Origin of the sequence: Microcystis sp. CS-574, assembly GCF_028329095.1 — a bacterium.
In the GTDB taxonomy this organism is placed as follows: Bacteria; Cyanobacteriota; Cyanobacteriia; order Cyanobacteriales; family Microcystaceae; genus Microcystis; species Microcystis ichthyoblabe_A.
Genome location: NZ_JAQMSY010000022.1, coordinates 1 through 23,956, shown reverse-complemented (window position 1 = coordinate 23,956; position 23,956 = coordinate 1). Strand labels below are relative to the sequence as shown.

Genomic DNA, 23,956 nt, shown 5'->3' with positions numbered 1-23,956 from the left:
ATTCGATGACAGAGATCGCACTCCACCCCACCGACAAGAACGATCACCCTTCAACTTCGTACCACTCTTAGGGTGTGAAGTGCGAAAGCGTAACGCACCAATTTAATAATAAATTTGCTGCGTCGGGTGCGGATTGTTAATTTTGGTTTTTTAACAGAATTAGTAGCCGCAAACACGCACCCTACAAGATTAGTAGATTAGCGATTGCGCTAATTTAAACCTCTCTCTTTAATTTCTTTAAGGGTTTTATTAACAGCATATTTTGCATTGATACTATTAATCAATTCAGTTTGACTATGTTTTTTAGCAACTCCCCATAAATCAGCAATTAAGTCAAAACTTCCGTCGGTATTACGACTCCAACCTAGATCATAATCTCCCTCTAGCACAGCAACAATATCTGCTCTAACTCTTTGACCGTTAGAACCACGAACATCTGCTTCACGTTTAACTATTATTCCTAAATCCTGCAAAGATTTTACTAAAATTTCAGGATCAGTTATTTTAGTTATTAAAGTAGAAAAATAACCGCCAGCGCCTCTTTTGTTCTGACTATCCCACTCCCTTTTGTTCTGACTATATTGATCAGGGTTTCTCCAATCTCTGGAATTATTATACTCAAGAAGTTGCTTAAAATCTTCTTTGATTTTATCATCTACATCCTTTCTAGCTAATATCGTTTCAATAATTGCTCCTATTTCCGAGTCAATTGTTATTTTACCTAATGCTCTACGAAGTTCAATAATTTCCCTTTCACCCTTATTAATTAGTTGTTGAATAATGGGTAAAGTTTGCGGATTATCTCGCCAATGGGTTGCTAAAGCTTCAATTGCTTTTGATTGACCCTTGTTAGCTTGTTGTTGAATAATGGATAAAGTTTGAGGGTGATCTCGCCAATGGGTTACTAAAGCTTCAATTGCTTTTGATTTACCCCTATTAGCAAGTTCTTGAATTTTAGATAATGCCACTGGGTATAGTTGAGCAATTTGAACCAATGCGTCGATAATAGGTTGTTGTCGCCAACTGGTTGCTGCAGATTGAGCTATTTTTTGAAGCATATTCCATCCGTTGGGATCACCTTGCCAATTTTTTACAACACAAGAAATACTTTTGTCTCTGTTTTTCTCCCTTTGTCCCCACCGGTTTCCAGTATCATATTTTTTATAATAACTTATATCTTTATCATAAAGCCTTTCTAGTTGATTTAACAATCGCTGACTTAGTTCAACATAAATAGACTGGTTTCGCAATTCTCCATAACAATCTGCTGCCAAAAAAAGATGAGCAAATCCCTGATCTTTTTCCTCTATATCAATGAGATAATTAATTAACTCTTCAGCAATTTCTTTAGGAAATTCTGCACTTAGCATCCCCATTAATAAACATAAAACTTCTTTCCAAACAGGATCTGAATAATGTTCTCCAAATACTTTGGTTTTCAATTCCTCAAGACTAATTCCGTCTGGTAATCCTCGTTTTTTAAATCTTTCATAAAACTCGCAAGCACAAAAGTATTCTAAAAAAGTTCGATGAACAAAAGCAAAAGCATTGCCACCTAAAGAACAAAGAATAAAATTACGATAGCGCAGTTGTTTGATAATTAAATCAGTCAGATCACTAGCATCTCGTTTGTTAATTCCTGTTTTTTCAAGATATTGAGTCAAAACATTTTCTAATTCTTCCTTATAGATTAAATTAGCTGCTAACCCTTTTTCTCCTGCTTGCATGGCACTTGCGACTAAACGCAGAATGTCCCTTTTATCTCTTAGATCAATATTGTAAAGATATTTTTTCAGTTCAGGATCAATTAATCCTTCCTTGGTTTCAAAATCCCATTGATGTAATAACACCTCTGACGCTTTTTCATAAAGTTTTGAGCGATCTCTTGGTAATTCTTGAGTTCGGTTCAGAATAGCCATCATCGTTAATAATAAAGGATTTCCTGCTAATTGCCGAATCGCTTTTGACTCCTTAATTGCCTTTTGTAAACGTTCTTGTTTTTGGGTTTTATCATCTCGATTTTCAAAAGCTAAATCATGCCAACGTTTGATAAAATCTTCAATCTGATTTTGATCTAAATCTTGGATCATAAAATGGTCAAAACCAGCATGATTTAATTCTTCTGCTTTATATCCTAACCAGCGAGAAGTTACTATAATCTGCACTTGAGGATATTGAATACTAAAACGTTTGATATCCGTGACAATTTCTTCTCTTAATTGAGGATTAAAAACTTCATCTAAGCCATCAAAAAGCACAACAACTTGACCTTTTTTAAGCTTATCATCTAAAGCAAGTTGATTGAGATGACAAATCAGATTACCTTGATGGAAAAATTCTAGAATATTCTTACACTTTTTTTCATCCTTATCTCTGGCATAAATACGCAATTCTATCAAAAGAGGAAGGGGAAGCAAAACACGCTGACTGAGTTCTTTTTCAGCCCAATTTAAAGCTAAATACTGCAATAAACTCGATTTTCCCGCCCCCGGATCACCTAAAATTACAGTTCTTGGGTATTCAGAAGAATTGACAATATCCAAAACAGGATCTAATTTTTCATTCAGATATTCTCGCCGTTTTCGTTCTAGTTCTGCTTGTATTTGTTCTAACTCCGCTTGAGTAATTTCTCCCCTATCTACAAGTTCCTGCAGCACTTCTTTAGGTAATTCATAAAGTTGAGGAATAAACTGTTTACATCGTCTCACATTTTGCGGCACAAACATTCGCCAGAGTTTGATTTGCTCATAAGTCGTTGTGTCTAAACATTCTAATTTAAGATGGCCATATTCCTTTTTTAAGCCTTCCGCATAGTTATCTAAATTATAATCTGTTTTAACTCCTGCTATTTCTTGAATATTTTGGCTATCTTTATTCTGTAACTTAACTAAAAAAACGGCTCTTAGCTTTTCAGAATTTTCAATAATTTCCTGAGTTTTTCTCAAATAAAATTTACCTAGTTTTTCCCAGTTAAATTCAGCAGGTAACGGCGGTAAATTGAGTCTTTGCCAAGATTGAGCTAACGTCAAAGTATCAAGAACTTGACAATCAATATCAAAAGCATCCCCTAAAATAGGTTTAACTTGGTCATCTTTAATAAAAGTCTTGAGAGGTTTTTCAAAGTTTTTAATTTGATCATCCTCCAGATCGGCCATTTCTAACTGTTGCTGAAAGAGTTCTAAAAACTCCTTCATTGCTTTGCCATAAGCTTCTTTTTGAACATCTTTTTCAGGTAAGTGTAACACTTTACCTAGACTATTTTTAAAAAATTCCTTTCCGTAATCTTTTGCACCCTCTATTGCCAACTCTTGCATTACTGAACGAACAAGCGAACCTGCGGCTTGAGTAACCCCCCAGACAATTAACCAGTCAATCATGGCGATAAACTTAAGATCCTGTGGATACTATCTAAGCTTACCAACTTTAATCGTTTTTCGTCTATCGTTCCGACAAATGAAGAGAACGATTTAAAATATCCTCAATACCGTAGGGACAAACGGGGGGAAACTCTAATCCCGTCTCTCTAAAGGCATCGCAACAAGCAACAGCATAGAGTTTAAATAGGCTTTCATCGGTTAAATATCGCTTTAAACTGGCGCTATCGTCCAAATAAAGCCTAATATTAGCTCTTTCTTGTTGAATAGTTCCCAACCAATCCCAGGATCGCCGTTGAGGTTGATAGTCCCACTTTAATAAATGATGCAAAATTAATCTGAGACTAGCAAGTAAGCGATCGCGCTCCCGTTTCGACAAATCCCGCACCTCTTCGACTAAATTCTCAATATCCAACTCGGAAAACCGACCGGAAGCTAATAAATCGGCCATTTGTTCGGCCCAAAGTCCAAAGTCTTGCTCATAGGATGCCGTCATCGATTTATCTCCTTCTAAGCTCAATTAACATTATATTGAACCTCTTGCATAATTAATTTTTGATGGTTCAAAAACAGCAAAAACAAGGATTAAATTACCCAAAATCTGTAAATTATTATTCATTGATGACCGGGAAACCAGCATCGTTTCAAAGATCGCCGAACCATTAACGGGTTTTGCGTCTTCGGATGACATTATTAGAATAACGAGAAGGTTTTGGCCGGGGTTCTTTTCCCCCTCCCAATTCGCGACTAACTTGCTGGAAAATATCCCGTCGCAGCACAGGATATTCCCCTATCCACTGGTCGAGTTGGGGAAGATGGACATCAGAAAGCTGATTGATATCCCCTAAATCGGGGTCTCGAGACATTAACAAAGCTTCGGCCACCATCCCGGGACGGATCGATTTATGGATGCGTTTGAGGGGAGCGCGAACGATCGCCGAAAAGCCAGTTTGATCACCGATTTCTAGATTAATACAGCGTTGGCGATTTTCGATAATCTCTAATTCCCCGCGTTTATTGACCCTTTCTTCTTCCCCGATTAATTCCTCGGTGACAAAAGCATCGAAAACGCGACCGCGCCAAAATCCCCCGTAGGGAAGACGACGATAGGTATTATTGCGAACACTGGCCCAGTAAACCGGACCCCAGAGCCAATATAAACCGGCGATAATGTCGAATATCAGTTTAATTGTTAAACCACCGGGGCCGAATAAATTACCGATTAACCAAGCTGCGGTGAGAGCGATGATAGAAATGAATAAACGGCGCAGAAAATCAGACCATTTACCCCAATAGTGAGCGTACTGGGGGCCGGTGGCGATAATCGGGACAATTTGCTCGATCGATTGACGGGTAAGGGGAACCAACATTATCAGTTATCGGTTATTCGTGAACGGGTAGGCTCTAGGAGAGGACGTTTACCTTTCATTTAGGCTCGCTATATCAGTTATGACAGCGTTTCTCATAACTAGATGAAGTGTAACCTAATTTGGTATCGACCACCGACTTCGCAAAAGGAAAACTTTGTACCTCATCACTAAGATAAATGCTATAGTTTTGGGGAATTGTCTATCTGTTGGTCGCCATTCATTCCATCGCTAAAAGCTCAGGACTTCTGGCGAAATTTCAGCTAAAAGTTAAATCCCGCAAGAAGTCCGATGAAACAATCTATAATAAAATCAATGCTGTTTTGTTTTCAAAGACTGCCACCATGACTTCTTCCCCGGTTAAATACTTAAATTCTCAGGCTGTAACCACTCAACATTTACCCCCGTTAGAAAATGGGGATCGCTTAATTCGTACCGAATTCGAGCGCCGTTATCAAGCTATGCCAGGATTAAAAAAAGCCGAACTGATCGAAGGAGTTGTATATATGGCATCCCCATTAAGGTTTAAATTTCATGCTGAACCCCACGGACGTTTAATCACTTGGTTGGGAGTTTATCAAGCTGCTACCCCCCAAGTACAAATGGGTATTGAGCCAACAGTTCGCTTGGATATCGACAACGAACTACAGCCGGATGGGGTGTTATTAATTAGTCAAGAAAGCGGGGGAAAATCAACCCTAACTGTAGAGGGATACCTAGAAGGAGCGCCGGAATTAGTGGTAGAAATTGCCGCTAGTAGTGCCGCCATAGATTTAGGGGATAAAAAACGTGCTTATCGGCGCAGTGGCATTCAAGAATACCTTATTTGGCAGGTATTTGATCAAAAAATTGATTGGTTTAGTTTAGAAAATGGCGATTATATTTCTTTGTTAGCCAACCAAGAAGGGGTGATTTGCTCTCTAGTATTTCCGGGGTTGTGGTTAGATATTTCAGCCATGCTCAACGGCAATATGTCACGGGTGTTAGACATCTTAAAAGCTGGAATTAACTCGGTAGAACATCAAGAATTTATCCAAAAGTTAACCGCAGCGCAGTCGGGGGAAGCCAAATGAAACCTCCAGCTATTCTCATTTTAGGAGAAACCAGCCTCCCCGTTGCTCGTCAAGTGCAAATGGCCCTACCGGAAGCAGTGGTTTATGGGTTAATAGATCGTACCCATTCGGCTGATTTTACCTATACTAATTTTGGCGAAACGGTGCGAGAATTTTTCCAGACGGGAACGCCAATTATTGGTATTTGTGCGGCGGGTATTTTAATTCGCACTTTAGCACCTTTATTAACTAATAAATGGCAAGAACCGCCTGTATTAGCAATCGCAGAAGATGGCAGCGCCGTAGTGCCTTTGTTGGGGGGTTTACAAGGGGTTAATGATCTCGCTCGTCAAATTGCCTCGGTTTTGCAAATTTCCCCCGCAATTACTACCACTGGTGATATTAGATTTAAAACGACTTTATTATCGCCACCCCCGGGTTATCAGTTAGTTAATCCCGATGATGCTAAGAAGTTTTTGTCCGATTTATTGGCGGGTGAAAAAGTAAAATTAATCGGTGAAGCGGACTGGTTAAAAAATAGTAATTTACCAATTTCATCAGCAGCAAAATTGAGCATTGAGATTATAGATAAAAATAACTTAAACTTGGCAAAACCTAGCAGTAACTGTTTAGTTTATCTCTGTGAAGAAAGCCAGCAAATTAAGGAAAAATCTGGTTTGTCCCCGGGGGATTTCGATCAAGAAAGTCAAGGTAAATTAGCCATAGTCGGAACTGGACCGGGTGCGCTAAATTGGATGTCGCCGGAAGTTCGAGAAGTGTTGGAAAAAGCCACGGATTGGGTGGGTTATAAAACCTATTTGGATTTGGTAGAATTCCTGAAAAAACCAGAAATTGTCCGCCATGAATCGGATAATCGGGTGGAACTCGATCGCGCAGAAATAGCCCTAGATTTAGCGGCTAAGGGGCGATCAGTTGTCTTAGTTTCTTCCGGAGATCCCGGAATTTATGCCATGGCCGCGGCCGTGTTTGAGGTATTAGAAAAAAAAGCAAAACCGGCATGGCAGCAGGTGGCCATTCAGGTCTGTCCGGGGATTTCGGCCATGCAAGCGGCGGCTGCTAGGGTTGGCGCACCTTTAGGCCATGATTTTTGTGCGATTTCCCTATCGGATATTCTCAAATCTTGGCAAGTGATTTCTCAGCGTATTGAGTTAGCGGCCCGGGCAGATTTAGCGATCGCATTTTATAATCCTGTGTCTCAAGAGCGCACTTGGCAATTGGAGAAGGCAAAAGAGATTTTATTACAATGGCGATCGCCGCAAACTCCTGTGGTACTAGCGCGTAATTTAGGGCGAAAAGGGGAAACAGTGACGGTGAAATTCCTAGAGGATATGACTATTAAAGATGCGGATATGCGGACTATAATTTTGGTCGGATCGAGTAAAACTCGCCTTATTGGGCAAGGTAAAACAAAACAATGGGTTTATACTCCACGTCACTATTAAAAGGATTAATGATACTCAATCCCCCCGGCTACGATCGAATTATCTTAATCTGTAAGGTAAGTTGCCAAAAAGGAGACAATTGTGCGACGGGGAAGACATAAAATTTTTATCGGGATGGCCCCTGGAGTCGGGAAAACCTACAAAATGCTGGAGGAGGGACATAGCCTCAGAAAGCAGGGAACCGACGTGGTGATTGGACTTCTCGAAACCCACGGCAGAAAAGAGACCGCCGAAAAAGCCGAGGGATTGGAAATCGTACCAAGAAAAATCCTAGAGAAAGAGGGATTCACTCTCTCGGAAATGGATACGGAAGCGATTATCGCCCGCTCGCCGCAGCTGTGTCTGATTGATGAATTGGCCCACACGAATGTACCCGGTTCGGAGCGAGAGAAACGCTTTCAGGACGTAGAGATAATTTTGTCCCAGGGAATCGATGTTTACTCTACCGTGAATATCCAGCATATCGAGAGTTTAAACGATCTGGTTGCTAGGATCACCGGGGTGGTGGTGCGGGAGAGAATACCCGATCGAATTTTGGAGGAAGCTGATGAAGTGATTGTGGTAGATGTCACCGCCGAAACCCTAGAGGAAAGATTATTAGCAGGAAAAATCTACGCTCCGGAAAAGATCCAACCATCTTTAAATAATTTCTTTCAACGGCGTAATTTAATCGCCCTACGGGAACTCGCCCTGCGCGAAGTGGCCGATACAGTAGAAGAAGAAGCGAGTAATTCGACATTTATCGGTCAATCCTGTCCCGTTCACGAACGGGTATTAGTTTGTGTTTCCACCTATCCCAACTCTTTACGATTATTACGTCGAGGAGCGCGGGTAGCAGGGTATATGAACGCGGAATTTTTCGTGATTTTCGTCGATAACCCCGATCGCTTTCTCACCAGAGAGGAGGCTTTACATATCGAAACCTGCGAACGTTTATGTGGGGAATTCGAGGGGAAATTCTTACGGGTTAAAAGCTATCAGGTGGCTGAAGCGATCGCAGAGGTAGCCGAGCGGGAACGAATCACCCAGATTGTAATTGGGGAGAGCCGTCAATCGCGCTGGAAGCATTTCATCAAAGGTTCTTTCACCCAAAAACTTATGCGCCTGATCTGGCAGAAAAATATCGATCTTCACATCATCGCCACTGATCCAAAAGTACCAGTTAAAGACGCGCGAGGCAAGGGGGTGAAAAGATAACCACCGCTCTGCTATTTACCAGCGAAGTGGTGAAAGAATTTTCCTTCTAAGTATCTAAGCAAAATTAATTACACATCTAAGCCACTACTCCGTGAGACTTCTGCTGATGTGAGCAAACAGAGAACTGAAAACTCAAATCCGATCCCTAATAGCTGTCTCCCGTCTCGGAGTCTCCTGTCTCGGAGTCTCCTGTCTCGACTAGGAAATTAATTTGGCACGACTACTTACTAACAACAGGTTTCAAGATTTTAAGTCCCACTACTTATAAGCTGTTGACTATCTAAATTATTGGTTAAGACTGTCTATGATCGGTGAGAAGGAGGCTGGGTCGAGGCAGTTCGATCATTTGTACTAAACTTTTCAGGACGCGGTTTAAATATAGTACAGTTTATCTATAGGAGGATTTCGGCAAAACATGAAAATTATCGCCTACACCTATACTAACCCCCTGATCGATAGTCCTCCCGATGCCTCGATTTGGGACTATTCTCCCGAACAAGTGTATCAAGATTTTGGCGATCGCTCACAGCGGCAGCAACTACTCTGCGATTGTCAAGGGACTCCCCCCCGACTGCTGATCCTGCATCGCCTAGCAGAATTAGGAGACAATGGCACGGAAGTTAGCAAAATTTTACAATCCTTAGAAGCCCTCGACATAGATATAATTGCCCTGGAAGACCCAGATTATAAGCTGAATTTTGCCAAGATTCTGCAAGAAATATCAAAAAACGAACTAAGTAATCGTTTAAAAGCAGGTCACGCTCGCAATCGTCTGCAAGCTTTACCTCCCCCCGGAAAAGCACCCTACGGTTATCGTCGTGGCAAGGAGCGTTATATACTCGATCGCAGTACCGCGCCAGTAGTCAAAGACTTTTTTGATCGCTTTTTGATTTCCGCTTCCCTGCGTTCCACGGTGCGCTATCTAGAAAAACGCTACGGTAAAAAGATATCGGTAGCTACTGCCCATAAATGGCTAACCAATCCCGTTTATCGCGGCGATTTGTGCTATCTCGGTCAAGATATTATCCCCGATACCCACACCCCGATTATCTCCCGGGAAGAAGCGGCCCAGATCGATCGCATCCTGAGAAATAATCGCAAATTACCCCCCCGCAGTGCCAGCGCCCCGCGTTCCTTAGCGGGTTTAGTCGTCTGTAGTCAATGTCAATCGGGGATGACGATTACCAAAGTGACGGCGCGAGGAAAGGGTCTAGAATACCTCTATTTGCGACCTTTGCAATGTCCCCGGACAAAAAAATGTTCGGCGATCGCTTATGAGAAAATTCTCGATAGCACAATCGAGCGCATTTGTCAAGACCTACCACCGACGATCGCTCAGATATCTTTACCGGATTTAGAGGGGATCAAACGGGGAATGAGCGAGGAAATAGGGCAAAAAAACGATATTTTGTCGCAATTGCCCTCCCTAGAAGCGGCGGGAATTTTAGATCAAGAAACGGCTAATCTACGGGCCTATAAACTGAAAAACGAGATCGCGCAGATTCAAGGACGTTTAGACCAATTACCCCCCGATAACCTGACTATTATCGCTCGTGCCGTTGCTTTTCCGCAATTTTGGCGAGATTTATCGGAAATAGAGCGCCGTTTTTATTTTCGTGAGTTTATCCGTCGCATCGAAATCGAGAGGGAAACGGCTAATAATTGGCATTTACGTTTAATCTTCGTTTTTTAAGAGTCTGGGACAATCTTAAAGTTAGCTAAAAATTGAGGAATGTTTGAGCGATCAATGCTAAGAAAAAGGCAAACAGCGATCGATCTCAACTATGAGCAATAACAAAAGATTAACTAGGTATAAAAAAGGGCGAAAATCCTCCCAGACAAAACCCCACCTTTACGATTATCACTATAATCAACCCGGGACGATGCCGGGGTTAATCACCATCGATGAAAATGCCGTTGCTACCGAGATATTTTTAGTTAATTATAACTCCCAACAAGCCACTAGAGTTAATAATCTTTTACCTCAAGACTGTCTTAAATATTTATCCAATGATTCCATCTCTTGGATTGATATCGTCGGTTTGGGTAATGAAGATAAACTGCAAGAGTTGGGGGAAATTTTTCATTTGCATCCCTTAACCCTTGAGGATATAGTCAGTATTCCCCAAAGACCAAAAGTAGAAGAATGCGATAATTATCTTTTAATTATAGTGCCAATGGCCATCCTGACCGATCATCAGGGTTTTTTGTTAGAACAAATCAGTTTAATAGTCGGGAAGAATTATGTTTTAACCGTGCAGGAAGAAGGACAATACGATTCTTTGGAAGGAGTTAGGGAAAGAATCCGTTTAAATAAAGGTTCCATCCGGCAGCAAAAATCGGGTTATTTAGCCTACTCGATTTGGGATGCAATTATTGACGGTTATTTTCCTGTTTTAGAGTCCTACGGAGAAAGAATCGAGGAGTTAGAAAACGAAATTTTAGCTAGTCCCACGGAACAAATTTTATCAAAAATTTACCAACTGCGTCAGGAATTACTCTCCCTGCGACGAGCAATTTGGCCGCAAAGGGACACCCTCAATGCGCTTTTACGCGATGAGTATATTGTCATCGATACAACCATTAAACCCTATCTAAGAGACTGTTATGACCATGTAGTACAAATCCTCGATGTTATCGAAAATTACCGGGAATTTGCCAACGGTTTAATGGATTTTTACCTGTCTTCCGTGAGTAATAAAATGAACGAGATTATGAAAACTTTAACGGTAATCTCGACGATTTTTATCCCGCTCACCTTCATTGTCGGTATTTATGGCATGAACTTTGATACTGATAAATCCCCCTATAATATGCCCGAATTAGAATGGTATTGGGGCTATGTGTTCGTCTGGGTGTTGATGCTAACCGTTGCTTTCAGTTTAATCATTTTCTTTTGGCGACGCGGCTGGTTTAAGAACCTATCGACAGGGAAGAAAAGATAAACTGTTAAGCAGATTAGGCGGATTCTATGGCATTGCTGGCATCTAGCAAGAGAAAATGGCTATTGCAGAGAAATCAATAATTTAGTGTCTGCGGTATTTTTTAACACTTTCAGTTGATGGCTTCTAATTTTGTCCAACCAACTATAGTGCTGGTTACGACATTGATAGACGATATCGATGTCACCAATCTCTGACTTAATCTGAGCCAAGTAGTTTTCTAGTTCGCTAATTTTCATAACCTATCTCGCTTGCGCTGAAGGACATCAACCCTAAACCAAGAATTATCCCTAAAGGATAGGGGTGACTACAGTTACTATTATAGGCCGATCATAATTCTTAAAAAAGTTCTGATCTAACAAAATTGGCTAATGTCAGGGTTAGATGATAAGCTGCCTGCGAATTTAAATTGCTTGTTGATATGAGGCACTCTCGCACTCTTGGAAAAGGCAACAGTAAAAGGATTGGGGAGAGAGATGGCTCTCTTGGATTTGGTGGGTAAAATGTATTCTAAGATACAGCCCTGCTGGCGCGGGAGTGGAAGAAACCACTCCAGACACAGAGGACACAAAGATCGATCATAATGTAAGTTAAACTTATCACACAGAACCTAGAAGAGCCACCAGCTTCGATAATTAATTCGGATAAGTAGTCGTGCAAAATTAATTTCCTAGTGAAGATAGGCAAGAGGCAAGAGGCAAGAGGCAAGAGCGGGGTTAGATATGTGTAATTAATTTTGCTTAGGTACTTATTAGAACTCTTGCAAATTAATTATATGTTATGATTATAGGCTAACTAATTTTTTGGGAAAATTAGTTAATAGGTACATTTGTCATAAATAAAAACCTGAAGTTTTACTTTTAACTCAAAACTCTTGAGATATGCTTTAATTTGGTTATCAAAACCTCTTTATTTAAGCGGCACAAACTATCTCAATTTTTATAATTGAGAATAATTATGGCTCTTCTGAGTTTGGTATGCTTCTCGGCGGTTTATCAGGAGCTTAAAGGATTGAAACACCTTCCAGATAAGTCTTTTGTGTTTTTTTCCAGAGCTAAATTGAATTAATCCTTTGCCGGATAGGGTTTCCAGCTAATCAGATAAACCTTTCAGCTTCTACAAACAGTTCACTGACGACCTGGAATTTAAGGCCCTGCTCCTCGGTTTTCTCTTGAATCGATTCCTGCAGCGATCGAATACTTCCGAAGCTAAGACAGACTCAGTTTAACATTCGATCGAACTTTGCCGCCGATCCCTGACCAATGACAGGGTAAGAACGGGGGTCTTCCCCCGACATTTGAGATAAAATCGATCTAGTTAAAAATTTAATTCCGAAACTATGTTCGACGCACTGGCCGACCGCTTAGAAGACGCATGGAAAAAATTACGAGGTCAAGATAAAATCTCCTCGGCCAATATACAAGAAACCCTCAAAGAAGTCCGGCGGGCTTTATTAGAAGCAGATGTTAACCTACAGGTAGTCAAGGGATTTATTGCTGAGGTCGAGAAACAAGCCCTCGGCGCTGAAGTGATTTCCGGAGTCAATCCCGGTCAGCAATTTATCAAAATTGTCTATGATGAATTAGTTAAAATTATGGGGGAAAGTAACGTTCCCCTAGCTCAGGCCGATAAACCCCCCACCGTAATTTTAATGGCCGGGTTGCAAGGGACAGGAAAAACCACCGCCACCGCCAAATTAGCCCTATATCTCCGCAAACAGTCCAAAAGCTGCCTGATGGTGGCTACCGATGTTTACCGTCCGGCGGCCATTGACCAATTAATCACCCTCGGTAAACAGATAAATGTTCCCGTCTTCGAGATGGGTTCTCAGGCTAATCCCGTCGATATCGCCCGTCAAGGTGTGGAAAAAGCCAAAGAATTGGGCGTAGATACGGTTATCATCGACACCGCCGGTCGTTTGCAAATAGACACCCAGATGATGGGCGAACTAGCACAAATCAAGAAAATTGTCAAGCCCGACGACACTTTATTGGTGGTGGATGCGATGACCGGTCAGGAAGCGGCCAATCTTACCAACACTTTTCACCAACAAATCGGCATCACGGGGGCAATTCTCACCAAACTTGACGGCGATACTCGCGGTGGGGCGGCCCTATCAGTGCGGCAAATATCGGGACAACCGATTAAATTTGTTGGGGTTGGCGAAAAAGTAGAAGCTTTAGAGCCATTTTATCCCGATCGCCTTGCCAGTCGCATCCTCAATATGGGGGATGTCCTGACGCTAGTGGAAAAAGCTCAGGAACAGTTAGACCTAGAAGACGCGGCCAAAATGCAGGCCAAGATTTTAGAGGCTAAGTTTGATTTTAATGACTTCCTCAAACAGATGCGGCTGTTAAAAAATATGGGTTCCCTGGGGGGAGTCTTAAAGTTAATCCCCGGTCTAGGCAAACTGAGCGGGACAGACATCGAAAAGGGCGAAAAAGAGTTAAAACGCACGGAAGCGATGATTAATTCCATGACCACGGAGGAACGCGCTAACCCCGATTTATTGGCTAAGTCTCCTAATCGTCGTCGTCGCATTGCCAAAGGTTCGGGACATCCGGAAACAGAAGTTAACAAACTAATTACTAATTTCACCAGAATGCGATCGATGATGCAACAGATGGGACGGGGACAAATGCCCGGGATGCCCGGGATGGGTGGCGGAATGTTTGGGGGTGGCAATCAACCGGGGTTCCGAGGTCAGGGTGGCAGCCCGAAAAAACCGAAGAAAATCAAGAAAAAGAAAGGTTTTGGCGATTTATAGAGGCTAAAAATGTTGAAATCCAGAGCTTAAACTTAGGTTTCTACCGTCGGCTAATTTTATCTCTTTCCCCGGGACAATTTGACCGATTATCGCCCCCTCTTCCCCCACTTTCTCGAGCAATTCTCTGGCACTGTCCGGGGGCAAACACAAAACTAACTCAAAGTCTTCACCGCCGTATAAAGCCCATTCTAGAGCTTTTTCGGCTCCTACATATTCTTTCAGGGTTGGATGCAGGGGAATCCTCTCGATTTCGGCACCAACCCCACTACAGCGACAAATTTGGATGATAGCATCTGCTAACCCGTCACTGCTATCCATGCCCGCGATGGGAAATTGCTTGACAATTTTTTGTAAATGTGGTATGCAATCGAGTCTCGGTCGCGGCCGTTGATGAGCTTGGATTAATCGCTTTTTTTGGGAGGAATTTAAATTACTCCCGGTTTCAGGGTGCAAGAGTAACTCTAATCCAGCCCGCGATAAACCGTGATAACCAGTAATAACGATACTATCGCCAACTTTTGCGTTAAAACGTCTAATTTCTTCATTTTTTGCCACTTGTCCCAGGGCAGTGATGCTGATGTTAATCTCCGTGGCCCGACAGACATCGCCACCAACGATCGCCGTCTGATATACTTGCAGACAAGAGCTAAGACCCCGATAGAGTCCTTCTAGCCAATCGATGGCTAGATTGGGAGTTAAAGCCAATCCTACCGTAATTCCCAGGGGTTCTGCCCCCATAGCCGCTAAATCGGATAAATTAGCCGCCGCCGCTCGCCAGCCCACATCTTCCGGAGAGGTGGTAATATCGCTAAAGTGGACGTTATTAACTAAAACATCAGTGGTGACGACGAGAGAGTAACCCTCTTTCAGGGATAAAATCGCCCCATCATCACCGATAATCTCCGCAGGACAATATTTTTGCAGAATCGGTAGCAATCCCTGTTCACCCAAATCTTTAACGGTTAAATTCATAATTTCTGGGAATTGAACGATGCAGCTTCTAAAAAGTCTTTAGTTAAGGTTTGCGGCAAAAAGTTTTTCGTGGGGGTAGGGTGTGGGGTGTGGGGTGTGGGGTGTAGGGTTTTATCCATTTTCAGGTGGTCAATTACCTAATTTTCAGGGAAAAAGTCCCTAAAATTTCCCCCCAATTACTCCAATGGTCGGCACTTTTTGAGGGAAAAAAAGTCTAAAAGCGTTATCCAACAAGGTTTTTAGATTTATTCAGCAAACCCTAGTTAAGAGGATTGGCGCTGATTTTTTCGTAGGCGCGATCGATAATTCCCCGACCGCGCAGAAAGCCGGTATTAGCCCCCGGACAAAGATAAGAGAGGGTTTCCGGACTAAAACGGTCTAAAATAGCCCTTTGCGATCGCAATTGCCGCAGCCAGTGGAAAGTTTTCGCGGTCTGTAGGGGTTGCGGTTGACCCTTGGTGTCGGGGAGAAGATGACGACCGGTAAATAAAACCCCCCCATGACGCTGCCAGTAGAGACAGGAGGAGCCGGGAGAATGGCCAGGAGTCCAAAAACCGCTACAAGTGGGAGATAACTGGATTTGCTGCTGAAAAACGGTAATTTGACGGTGAGGAAGCAGATAGGCTTCCTGTTCCTGTAGAATAATCTCACAATTAAGTAAACTTTGCAGAGAATCGCTCTGCTTACCCTGACCCCCGCGATGGGTAAAAAATAAGTAACGGACGCCTTTTTCTCGGAGAAAATCCCGCTCGCTCTCGTCACAGCCAGGACAATCCACCAGAATATTGCCAGTATTTTCTACAATAAGATAAGAGGTTCCCCCTAGGGTTTCCCGATTAGGCGAGAAAGCGTATAAACCTTCTAGAATTAATCGAGGGGGTTTTGTGGTTTTGCTAACCTCTAAAGGAGACGATTCGGTTTCCGATCGCATGGTTTGCCTATCCAAATCACAATCAATGCGGTTTACAATTTAGCACGATCGATGACCGGGCGGGCTGAAATTAGCCGCTTTTTATTCAAGAGAAAAGAGCCGATATGGAAATGTGGTTGTTATTAGGGATTCTTGGTGGTTTCACTTATTTTATGGTCAAGCGTAGCGTGGCCAAAATCACGACAACACCAGTTTGGTTAATTTGGTTAGTCCTGATGACTCCGGCTCTAATTTGGACCGGCTGGACGTTAATCTATGGACAGGATACCCCCATGCCGGCATTTTTGCTGATCGGCCCCTTTGTGATCTGCCCTTTTTTGTACTGGTGGTTAGTACAAAAGGGTCGGGTTACTCCCCAAGAAAGCTCCCCATCACCGCTAGAAAAAGCGAATTTAGTCCTAGAAAATATTGATAATCCTGCACCTAAAAATGATTTAAAACCGATCACTGCTGAAGAGGAAAAATCCCTACGAGATTGTTTTCCTTGGGGTATTTATTATCTGCAAAATATCGATTATCGTCCCCAAGCAATTCTCTGTCGGGGGAAATTGCGAGCAGTTCCCGAAGAAGCTTATCAAGTGATTAAAAGCAATGTGGAAAAGGTTTTTGGTGATCGCTTTTTATTGCTTTTCCAAGAAAGTTTTCAGGGACAACCTTTTTTCGCTCTTGTGGCTAATCCCTGGCAGCAAAAAACAGAAACCATAGAAACTGAAAAAGTTACTCGCCCCCTTCTTGCCCTGGGTTTATTGTTATTAACTATCTTAACTACCACAGTCATCGGTGCGGGATTAAGTGGCATTACCGCCCAACAATTAGAAAATAATTCTAGTTTATTATTGCAAGGTTTACCCTACAGTTTGGGCTTAATTGCTATTTTAGGACTGCACGAATTCAGTCATTATTTTACAGCAGTTAAATATAAAATTAAAACTACTTTGCCCTATTTTATCCCCATTCCTTTCTTCCTCGGCACCTTCGGGGCTTTTATTCAAATGCGATCCCCTGTACCCACCCGCAAAGCTTTATTTGATGTGGCGGTGGCCGGTCCTTTGGGGGGTATAATTATCGCTATTCCTCTACTATTTTGGGGATTGTCCCTCTCGGAAATAGTTCCCCTAACTAATCAAAGCAGTTTATTAAATTTTCAGGCCTTAAATCCGCAGTTTTCTTTTTTCTTGTCTATCGTAGCTAAACTAGCTCTCGGCAGTAATTTAATCGCAGGAAAAGCCATCCATTTACATCCTTTAGCGGTAGCTGGTTATGTGGGAATTATCGTTACAGCCCTAAATTTAATGCCCGTTGGTCAATTGGATGGTGGTCATATTGTTCACGCCATGTATGGGCAGAAAACCGCCATAATTATCGGTCAATTAACTCGATTATTCATGTTTATTTTAGCCCTAGTGCAGCCAGATTTTTTACTCTGGGCGATTATTCTCTTATTAATGCCAGTCAGCGATCAACCAGCTTTAAATGATGTCACCGAATTGGATAATAAACGAGATTTATTAGGTTTATTTTCCCTGGCTTTGTTATTAAGTATTTTGCTACCCCTTCCCGAAGCGGTGGCCCGTTGGTGGGGTATGTAAGCGACCGCATCAATCAACCTGAGTTCTGGGAAAATTATCGGTCAGTTAGGGAATAAAATCCCCATCTCCTACGTCAATGTGAGTTCGATGATCCTCACCCTCGATCACTTTAATCCACAAAGCTGAAGGTTGACAACCGCTCACCGATCACTGTTATATGGTTCTCAAGGCTAATTCTCAGAGAAAAAAGCGAGTTTCTCCGCAAGGGAAGTTAGGCAAATTTAGGTTAAAATTGCTGGCTATTCCGCTAATTTTGGCGGGTTTAGGCTGGTTGTACCTCGATTTACGTCAGCAGTGGCTAAAACCGGAAGCGATTTTTGTTTTGGGAGGTCATGCCGATCGAGAACGTTTTGCGGCAAAATTAGCTAAGGAATATCCCGATCTACCGATTTGGGTGTCTTCCGGTAGTCCGCGACGATATGTGAGAAAGATTTTTAAAAAAGCGGGAATTTCTCCAGAACGTCTCCATCTCGATTACAATGCGCGAGATACTGTCACTAACTTTACTAGCCTAGCCGATCAACTGAAAGCCCAAGGTATTGATAGTGTCTATCTAGTCACTTCTGATAATCACATGAGAAGGGCGCGATTAGTGGGAGAAATTGTTTTTGGTAGTCGCGGAATTATGATTAAACCGGTGACTGTTCCCTCCCAATCACCCCCCGAACCCCTAGAAAAGTCGCTCAGAGACGGTTTTAGGGCAATATTATGGATAATAACCGGTTCTACTGGGGAATTTTGGCTAGAATCCGATTCTAGTTCCCATCTCCGATCAAAATAAAATTATCTTGACAAAATTAACCACTTTATGTTAAGCAAAAACACCATTTTCGCCATCTTATTAATTTTTGTGCCGCTATCGATCGCCGGTTCCCTGTTACACTGGGGCGGAACGGTAGTTTTTATCACCGCTTGTCTAGCCATTATCCCCCTAGCAGCCTACATGGGGGAAGCCACGGAAGCGATTGCGGTGGTGGTTGGGCCAAATATTGGCGGTTTGATGAATGCCACCTTTGGCAATGCCACAGAATTAATTCTCGCCTATGTCGCTTTGCGGGAAGGTTTTATCGATGTGGTAAAAGCGACGATTACTGGCTCAATTATCGGTAATTTACTCTTAGTTATGGGATTATCGATGTTTTTAGGCGGTTTACGCTTCAAAGAACAGGAATTTCAACCGATAACCGCTCGTTTAAATGCTTCAGCTATGAATTTAGCGGTGGTGGCGCTCCTTTTACCCACTGCCGTGCAATTTACCTCCACGGGAGTCGGGGAAGCAGTGCTGCAGCGTCTATCCGTGGCCGTGGCAGCGGTGTTAATTTTCGTCTATGGTTTAAGTCTCCTATTTTCCATGAAAACCCACACCTATCTCTATGATGTCGGGGTTGCTGGTATTGAGGAGGAAAGCACTGGAGAAAGCACCGCAAGGCCGAAAATCTGGTTTTGGTCTTTGATTTTATTGATCGTTACTATCGCCGTGGCCGTAGAATCGGAGTTATTGGTGGCATCCCTAGAGGAGGCTACGGAACAGCTAGGTTTAACGGCGCTGTTTACCGGGGTGATTCTTTTGCCTATTATCGGTAATGCGGCCGAACACGCTACGGCTGTCACCGTCGCCCTTAAGAATAAAATGGATCTATCGGTATCTGTGGCCGTCGGTTCCAGTATGCAGATCGCCCTGTTTGTGGCTCCGGTTTTGGTTATCATGGGTTATATTATCGGTCAGCCCATGGATTTAAATTTTAATCCCTTTGAGTTAGTGGCAGTGGCTGTAGCGGTGTGGTTGGCTAATTCGATTAGTAGTGATGGGCGATCGAATTGGTTAGAAGGAATGTTACTCTTAGCTACCTATGCTATCCTGGCCTTGGCTTTCTTTTTCCATCCTCTCACCGCTTAGAGTTATCCCTTGCAGATATATAGACAATGACGGACGCTTTGGCTTAAGGGAGTGGTAAAACTGGCAATTTCGAGGATTTTACCGCCAGCTTTCCCTAGATTCTCCTCTAAACTCAAACTATCCTGCGCGGACCACTGACCACGATAGAGAATAGCGATTCCGGTCTTTTTCAGGAAAGGCAAAGCATAGTTAACACAGATATCCACATTACCTACCGCTCGCAAACAGACGATATCATAAGCACAGTTATGTTTAAGGTTTTTCCCGACGATTTCCGCCCGACCTAAACGAGTTTTCGTGTTATTTAACTCTAATTTGTCAATAACTTCTTCAAGAAAATTAATCTTTTTTTGGGTGGAATCTAAGAGAGTCACCGACCAATGGGAATATGCGATCGCAATTGGCAGCCCCGGAAACCCGGCCCCGGTCCCCAAATCGATGACTGATAGGGATTTTGTCAATAGATCTGGCTGGGATTTTTGTAACCAAGCTAAACCCGATAAAGAATCCCAAAGATGTTTTTCCCAAAACTCCTCTGGTTGGGTAATTCGGGTGAGATTAAAACGTTGATTACCCTCTAAAATCAACTCATAAAGTTGTTGAAATCGCGCTTGTCTGGCTCCATCGGGTTGCCATTCTAGGGTTTCTTGCCAAAGGTCAAATAATTCAGGAAGGATCATTAATTCAGTTATCAGTTATCAGTTATCAGTACAATTTAAGCCAATCCTTTCTCAGCCAACCATTGAGGATTATATAAACGAGATTGATAACGGGATCCACCATCACAAAGAACAGTAACGATGGTGTGGCCTGGTCCCATTTGTTTAGCTAAAGCCACGGCAGCAGCCACATTAATACCCACAGAACCCCCCATAAATAAACCATCTTTTTGTAATAGTTGATAAACAACTTTAATGGCAGTGGGATCATCAATTTGAATGGCATCATCTATGGGTGCGCCTTCCATATTAGCCGTAATACGACTATTACCAATCCCTTCCGTAATTGAACTACCTTCCAGGGTAATTGTCCCGGTTTTCACATAACTATATAAACCGCTACCCATCGGATCCGCCACCACACAACGCACCTGCGGATTTTGGTCTTTTAAAAACATCGCCACCCCCGCATAGGTTCCCCCGGTTCCCGTGGCAGCCACCCAAGCATCAATTTTACCGTCGGTTTGTTCCCAGATTTCCCGGCCAGTGGTTTCGTAGTGAGCGCGACGATTAGCCAGATTATCGAATTGATTAGCCCAGATAGCATTTTCCATCTCACTGGCCAATCTCCCCGATAATTTAACGTAATTATTGGCATCTCGGTAGGGAACGGCGGGAACAGTACGCACTTCTGCACCCAATGTTCTCAATAGGTCGATTTTCTCTTGGGATTGGGTATCGGGAATGATAATCAGGCATTTATAACCTTTAGCATTGCAGATATGGGCCAAACCGATGCCAGTATTGCCGGCGGTTCCTTCGACAACGGTCCCCCCCGGTTGGAGAGTACCGGCTTTTTCCGCTTCTTGAATAATATATAAAGCGGCCCGATCCTTGACCGAACCACCGGGGTTAAGAAATTCGGCCTTACCGAGAATCTCGCAGCCAGTTTCCTCGCTAAAACTATTGAGACGAATTAGGGGAGTATTACCCACCGCATCGACGAAACCATGTTTAATATCCATAATCTGTTATTTTTCGTGCTGTTCCTAGGCTGAGACGATTTTTTGTACCAAGGGATGACGCACCACATCGGCCCGCGATAGGTAAGAAAAAGCGATCCCTTCTACTGATTTTAGGATTTTTTGAGCGGCAATTAACCCCGATTCCTGTGGTTGCGTTAAATCGGTTTGGGTGATATCTCCAGTTACTACCATGCGTGAACCGAATCCCAAGGGAGTTAAGATCATTAATGCGATCGCAATTTCTCCACTGGGGAATTGAATCGTTGGCCAAGTTCTACCACTTTAGCAAAATTGTTGTCTTTGCTGAAAATATTGATTAAATTGGAAGTTTTTAGCTGTTATTAGTTACTTAACCTAATATAGTGGTGGCATTCTGTAAGGAGTCCCACCGTGACTAACAATTCCATCGAGCCTTTGAATATTGGCAATACGATTAATACTGCCTTCCGTCTTTATCGTGATCGCTTCCCAACTTATGTATTCTTTGCTGTCCGCGCCTGTTTGTGGTCGCTTCTTCCCTTAGTTTTGCAATTAATTCTCAGTCAATTACTTTATCAAACAATTACCCCCGAACAAGGCAGCGATATCGGTTTACGTTTATTTCTTTTCCCAGTACAAATTTTCTCGGCCGCTAAGTATCTTTTCAATAGTGCGGTTATCTCACGATTAGCTTTTCAAGACATCATTTATCAGCCAGAAACTGCCGGACAAGCGGAAAAAAAAGTTAAGCCAAAAATGTGGCGCTTGTGGTGGATGCAGGTTTTGATCGGTTTGTTGGGAGCGGCAATAATCTTGCCGATAACGCTGTCTCTGATGCTAGTCAGTTTTATCCCCATCCTTGGTGTATTGCTTATTTTACTGGCTTCTTTCTGTCTTCCTTTTTTCTTCCTTTGGTTATCTGCTCGCATTTGCATTGCCGAATTGCCCTTAGTAATTGAAGATAATTTAGGCAGTTGGCAAGCAATCAAGAGAGGTTGGCATTTAACTAAAAACTCGGCTTGGAGAATTGTGGGAGTGATATTTATTGCCAGTTTATTAATTATTCCAGTTTATCTTCTGTCAGTAGCTTTGGCTTCAATTCCCTTTTGGTTCAATTCTTCGGAGGACTGGCAAACGCTCACGGAAAATCCTCTTTTTTTCCAACAAATGGCGATGTTTTCCTATGGTCTGATTACTGTTTTTGTACTTCTGAATATTTTATTAGTTCCTTTTTGGCAATCTCTCAACAGTGTGATCTATAATCATGTTTTAGACCAGAAAAAAAATGATGGGGGAGAATACTAATAACTGAACGGCTGTTGATGTAAGCTAAGACGCATTTAAACCGCTTATTCTTAGATTAGTTGAACTTCCCCCAATCCCTTTACTATTGCCTCTTGTCTCGTCTCAACAAGCAATTTATACCCCACAGAAAAAGGGTTTCTCCGAGAAACCCTTTTTCTACTCATACTAAATCCAGTTATTAAAAACTGATTATTTATTCCCCCTTTTGCCTCTTGCCTTTTGCCTATCCTGATATGTTACCTATACTCAACGGATTTAGTATCAAGATAATTCTCTCAATCCTTTTATAGTACATATATAGTACATCCGCTCAAAAAAAATCGAAAAAGGGTAAAAAGAGAAAAAGGGTTACAAAGTCCTCCCGAATACGCAGACTACCCGAAAACCGATAAAGTCGTTGCGGTAGTCGCGGCGGTCGTAGTCGTTGCGAAACGCGGAACGGCAGTCATCAGGAATGTGGCCCCAGGAACCGCCCCGCAGAGCTTTATATGCCTGATTTTGCTGTTTTTTGCTCTTTTTTATCTCCTCATAATTTTCGCGCCAATCATCTTGACACCACTCCCAGACATTTCCGTGCATATCATATAAACCAAAGTCGTTGGCGTAGAATTGCCCAACAGGGGTGGTTTTTGTGAGATTGTTATCATAGTTGGCTAAATCTGGGGTAAGAATTTCCCCAAAGTGGTAGGGGGGGTAGGTTTCTCCTTTGTCGAGATTTAAGGGTTTGGTTTGCGCTCGACAAGCGTACTCCCACTCAGCTTCCGTTGGTAGCCTATATTTTCTTTTACTTAATTTAGAGAGCCTTTGGCAAAATTCTACGGCATCTAACCAACTTACCATTTCAACGGGGTTTGTGCTGCCTTTAAAATGCGATGGCTCTGGGTTTAAATCTTGCTCTACTTTTAAATCTTTTCTTTGGGCAATATATAACCATTGAGCTTGGGTAATGGGGTAGATACCCATCAAGAAGTTTTTCAGGGTGACGTTGTGTTGCGGCTTTTCACTTTTATTACTACTTTCTTGTTCTGAAGAACCCATTGTAAAGGTTCCCGATGGTATTTTGACTAATTCTATTTCTAGGTCATCGGTGAGTTTTTCTCTATAGATTAAAAGACGTTTTTGGGTCTTTTGGATGATTATTGTAGGCATAAGTAGGGTTTGCTGAATAAATGTGAAATATAGACGAGGTAAGGGTTTTAGTGTTCTGTATCGGCCCGCGTCCCGTAGGGGCGAAGCATTCGGGCATAACCTATCGGTGAAACCGTAGATTTTCTATCCGAATGCTTCGCCCGTACTTTTTCAGCAAGCCCTAAGTAAGTGATTATAATTAAATTAAAAATTGATTGTAGGGTTGATTCATGAATCAACCCTACCTTGATAAGGGGGGTTTGATCCCCCCTGCCCCCCTTGATAAGGGGGGTTTGATCCCCCCTGCCC

19 protein-coding genes and 2 pseudogenes are annotated in these 23,956 nt (G+C 42.5%); 10 read left to right on the top strand and 11 right to left on the bottom strand.

The genetic code is table 11. The features are described from left to right. Positions 1-209: 209 nt before the first annotated feature. The 4 genes and pseudogenes from PN470_RS01525 to PN470_RS01510 form a co-directional block, all read right to left on the bottom strand. Positions 210-512: a DUF1257 domain-containing protein gene (locus PN470_RS01525; protein ID WP_272103472.1), complete on the bottom strand. Its 303-nt coding sequence runs from the start codon at positions 510-512 to the stop codon at positions 210-212. A 1,581-nt stretch (positions 513-2,093) separates the two neighbouring features. Then, a pseudogene (locus PN470_RS22295) lies at positions 2,094-3,314 on the bottom strand (NACHT domain-containing protein); the annotation flags it as partial. 124 nt (positions 3,315-3,438) lie between these two features. Further along, complete coding sequence (locus tag PN470_RS01515; protein WP_103111411.1) at positions 3,439-3,870, bottom strand: DUF29 domain-containing protein; 432 nt, start codon at positions 3,868-3,870, stop codon at positions 3,439-3,441. Between the two features lie 166 nt (positions 3,871-4,036). Continuing rightward, a complete protein-coding gene (locus PN470_RS01510; RefSeq protein WP_002740014.1) occupies positions 4,037-4,744 on the bottom strand; it encodes a hypothetical protein in 708 nt (235 codons plus the stop codon). Positions 4,745-5,085: 341 nt separating this feature from the next. Here PN470_RS01510 and PN470_RS01505 point away from each other — a divergent pair, with 341 nt between their 5' ends. From PN470_RS01505 to corA, 5 genes are all read left to right on the top strand, one after another. Beyond that, a complete protein-coding gene (locus PN470_RS01505; RefSeq protein ID WP_272103460.1) occupies positions 5,086-5,814 on the top strand; it encodes a Uma2 family endonuclease in 729 nt (242 codons plus the stop codon). Beyond that, positions 5,811-7,256 carry a precorrin-3B C(17)-methyltransferase gene (gene cobJ / locus PN470_RS01500; protein WP_272103458.1) on the top strand — a complete coding sequence of 482 codons (1,446 nt, stop codon included), beginning with the start codon at positions 5,811-5,813 and terminating at the stop codon, positions 7,254-7,256. The genes PN470_RS01505 and cobJ overlap by 4 nt, the downstream gene beginning before the upstream one ends. Before the next feature lie 81 nt (positions 7,257-7,337). Then, a complete protein-coding gene (locus PN470_RS01495; protein ID WP_123231080.1) occupies positions 7,338-8,453 on the top strand; it encodes a universal stress protein in 1,116 nt (371 codons plus the stop codon). Positions 8,454-8,868: 415 nt separating this feature from the next. Next, positions 8,869-10,146 carry a recombinase family protein gene (locus tag PN470_RS01490; RefSeq protein ID WP_004162342.1) on the top strand — a complete coding sequence of 426 codons (1,278 nt, stop codon included), beginning with the start codon at positions 8,869-8,871 and terminating at the stop codon, positions 10,144-10,146. Between the two features lie 91 nt (positions 10,147-10,237). After that, the gene (gene corA / locus PN470_RS01485) at positions 10,238-11,398 is read left to right on the top strand and encodes a magnesium/cobalt transporter CorA (RefSeq protein ID WP_002740020.1); all 1,161 of its coding nucleotides are present in this window, start codon (positions 10,238-10,240) and stop codon (positions 11,396-11,398) included. Between the two features lie 59 nt (positions 11,399-11,457). On the opposite strand, the gene PN470_RS01480 is transcribed toward corA, so the two are convergent. Next, a complete protein-coding gene (locus tag PN470_RS01480) occupies positions 11,458-11,634 on the bottom strand; it encodes a hypothetical protein (protein WP_002739752.1) in 177 nt (58 codons plus the stop codon). 1,100 nt (positions 11,635-12,734) lie between these two features. Between PN470_RS01480 and ffh the strand changes: the two genes are divergently transcribed. Then, positions 12,735-14,162, top strand: coding sequence for a signal recognition particle protein (ffh, locus tag PN470_RS01475; protein ID WP_272103455.1), 1,428 nt, complete (start codon positions 12,735-12,737; stop codon positions 14,160-14,162). A 3-nt stretch (positions 14,163-14,165) separates the two neighbouring features. Here ffh and thiL read toward each other — a convergent pair whose 3' ends face one another. Further along, on the bottom strand, positions 14,166-15,134 hold the full coding sequence (gene thiL / locus PN470_RS01470) for a thiamine-phosphate kinase (RefSeq protein WP_272103453.1): 969 nt from the start codon (positions 15,132-15,134) through the stop codon (positions 14,166-14,168). Between the two features lie 259 nt (positions 15,135-15,393). Further along, entirely contained in the window at positions 15,394-16,065 is a 672-nt protein-coding gene (locus PN470_RS01465; RefSeq protein ID WP_069475381.1) for an MBL fold metallo-hydrolase, read from the bottom strand. Between the two features lie 104 nt (positions 16,066-16,169). Here PN470_RS01465 and PN470_RS01460 point away from each other — a divergent pair, with 104 nt between their 5' ends. The 3 genes from PN470_RS01460 to cax all read left to right on the top strand — a co-directional run bounded on the left by PN470_RS01460 (position 16,170) and on the right by cax (position 19,551). Next, a complete protein-coding gene (locus tag PN470_RS01460; protein WP_271936373.1) occupies positions 16,170-17,654 on the top strand; it encodes a site-2 protease family protein in 1,485 nt (494 codons plus the stop codon). Positions 17,655-17,811: 157 nt separating this feature from the next. Beyond that, the gene (locus PN470_RS01455; protein WP_272103451.1) at positions 17,812-18,435 is read left to right on the top strand and encodes a YdcF family protein; all 624 of its coding nucleotides are present in this window, start codon (positions 17,812-17,814) and stop codon (positions 18,433-18,435) included. Between the two features lie 27 nt (positions 18,436-18,462). Continuing rightward, positions 18,463-19,551: a calcium/proton exchanger gene (cax, locus tag PN470_RS01450; RefSeq protein WP_149107515.1), complete on the top strand. Its 1,089-nt coding sequence runs from the start codon at positions 18,463-18,465 to the stop codon at positions 19,549-19,551. Between the two features lie 2 nt (positions 19,552-19,553). Here the strand turns inward: cax and rsmG are convergent, their stop codons facing one another. From rsmG to PN470_RS01435, 3 genes and pseudogenes are all read right to left on the bottom strand, one after another. Then, positions 19,554-20,231, bottom strand: coding sequence for a 16S rRNA (guanine(527)-N(7))-methyltransferase RsmG (gene rsmG / locus PN470_RS01445; protein ID WP_272103447.1), 678 nt, complete (start codon positions 20,229-20,231; stop codon positions 19,554-19,556). Positions 20,232-20,266: 35 nt separating this feature from the next. Continuing rightward, a complete protein-coding gene (locus PN470_RS01440; protein ID WP_061431995.1) occupies positions 20,267-21,235 on the bottom strand; it encodes a cysteine synthase A in 969 nt (322 codons plus the stop codon). 24 nt (positions 21,236-21,259) lie between these two features. Continuing rightward, a pseudogene (locus PN470_RS01435) lies at positions 21,260-21,460 on the bottom strand (PhoH family protein); the annotation flags it as partial. 165 nt (positions 21,461-21,625) lie between these two features. Between PN470_RS01435 and PN470_RS01430 the strand changes: the two are divergent. Then, complete coding sequence (locus PN470_RS01430; RefSeq protein ID WP_272103445.1) at positions 21,626-22,519, top strand: hypothetical protein; 894 nt, start codon at positions 21,626-21,628, stop codon at positions 22,517-22,519. Between the two features lie 348 nt (positions 22,520-22,867). On the opposite strand, the gene PN470_RS01425 is transcribed toward PN470_RS01430, so the two are convergent. After that, on the bottom strand, positions 22,868-23,668 hold the full coding sequence (locus PN470_RS01425; RefSeq protein WP_272103443.1) for a formylglycine-generating enzyme family protein: 801 nt from the start codon (positions 23,666-23,668) through the stop codon (positions 22,868-22,870). Positions 23,669-23,956 lie beyond the last annotated feature (288 nt).

What these genes read in the sequence shown, in the direction of transcription:
- ffh (WP_272103455.1), top strand. Translation starts at nt 12,735, where the DNA reads ATGTTCGACGCACTGGCCGACCGCTTAGAAGACGCATGGAAAAAATTA.
- PN470_RS01515 (WP_103111411.1), bottom strand. Translation starts at nt 3,870, where the DNA reads ATGACGGCATCCTATGAGCAAGACTTTGGACTTTGGGCCGAACAAATG.
- PN470_RS01465 (WP_069475381.1), bottom strand. Translation starts at nt 16,065, where the DNA reads ATGCGATCGGAAACCGAATCGTCTCCTTTAGAGGTTAGCAAAACCACA.
- rsmG (WP_272103447.1), bottom strand. Translation starts at nt 20,231, where the DNA reads ATGATCCTTCCTGAATTATTTGACCTTTGGCAAGAAACCCTAGAATGG.
- PN470_RS01490 (WP_004162342.1), top strand. Translation starts at nt 8,869, where the DNA reads ATGAAAATTATCGCCTACACCTATACTAACCCCCTGATCGATAGTCCT.
- PN470_RS01505 (WP_272103460.1), top strand. Translation starts at nt 5,086, where the DNA reads ATGACTTCTTCCCCGGTTAAATACTTAAATTCTCAGGCTGTAACCACT.
- PN470_RS01480 (WP_002739752.1), bottom strand. Translation starts at nt 11,634, where the DNA reads ATGAAAATTAGCGAACTAGAAAACTACTTGGCTCAGATTAAGTCAGAG.
- PN470_RS01440 (WP_061431995.1), bottom strand. Translation starts at nt 21,235, where the DNA reads ATGGATATTAAACATGGTTTCGTCGATGCGGTGGGTAATACTCCCCTA.
- cax (WP_149107515.1), top strand. Translation starts at nt 18,463, where the DNA reads ATGTTAAGCAAAAACACCATTTTCGCCATCTTATTAATTTTTGTGCCG.
- PN470_RS01425 (WP_272103443.1), bottom strand. Translation starts at nt 23,668, where the DNA reads ATGCCTACAATAATCATCCAAAAGACCCAAAAACGTCTTTTAATCTAT.
- corA (WP_002740020.1), top strand. Translation starts at nt 10,238, where the DNA reads ATGAGCAATAACAAAAGATTAACTAGGTATAAAAAAGGGCGAAAATCC.
- PN470_RS01510 (WP_002740014.1), bottom strand. Translation starts at nt 4,744, where the DNA reads ATGTTGGTTCCCCTTACCCGTCAATCGATCGAGCAAATTGTCCCGATT.
- thiL (WP_272103453.1), bottom strand. Translation starts at nt 15,134, where the DNA reads ATGAATTTAACCGTTAAAGATTTGGGTGAACAGGGATTGCTACCGATT.
- PN470_RS01460 (WP_271936373.1), top strand. Translation starts at nt 16,170, where the DNA reads ATGGAAATGTGGTTGTTATTAGGGATTCTTGGTGGTTTCACTTATTTT.
- cobJ (WP_272103458.1), top strand. Translation starts at nt 5,811, where the DNA reads ATGAAACCTCCAGCTATTCTCATTTTAGGAGAAACCAGCCTCCCCGTT.
- PN470_RS01455 (WP_272103451.1), top strand. Translation starts at nt 17,812, where the DNA reads ATGGTTCTCAAGGCTAATTCTCAGAGAAAAAAGCGAGTTTCTCCGCAA.